Below are 488 nucleotides of genomic sequence, written 5' to 3'. Positions count from 1 at the left end.
ATCGGGTACGGGGACCGTGTCAGGCGGGCAGTTTGACTGGGGCGGTCGCCTCCTAAAGAGTAACGGAGGCGTTCCAAGGTTCCCTCAGAATGGTTGGAAATCATTCGAAGAGTGCAAAGGCAGAAGGGAGCTTGACTGCGAGACCTACAAGTCGAGCAGGGACGAAAGTCGGACTTAGTGATCCGGTGGTACCGCATGGAAGGGCCATCGCTCAACGGATAAAAGCTACCCTGGGGATAACAGGCTTATCTCCCCCAAGAGTCCACATCGACGGGGAGGTTTGGCACCTCGATGTCGGCTCATCGCATCCTGGGGCTGAAGTAGGTCCCAAGGGTTGGGCTGTTCGCCCATTAAAGCGGTACGCGAGCTGGGTTCAGAACGTCGTGAGACAGTTCGGTCCCTATCTGTCGTGGGCGTAGGAAATTTGAGAGGAGCTGTCCTTAGTACGAGAGGACCGGGATGGACGTACCGCTGGTGCACCAGTTGTT

At 56.8% G+C, this 488-nt stretch carries 1 rRNA gene; it reads left to right on the top strand.

What is annotated here, in order from left to right:
• Nucleotides 1-488 (top strand): 23S ribosomal RNA (locus tag HPT30_RS00745); the annotation flags it as partial.

Origin of the sequence: Paenibacillus agri (assembly GCF_013359945.1) — a bacterium.
Lineage (GTDB): Bacteria > Bacillota > Bacilli > Paenibacillales > Paenibacillaceae > Paenibacillus_AQ > Paenibacillus_AQ agri.
This window is presented reverse-complemented; position numbering and strand designations above follow the sequence as displayed.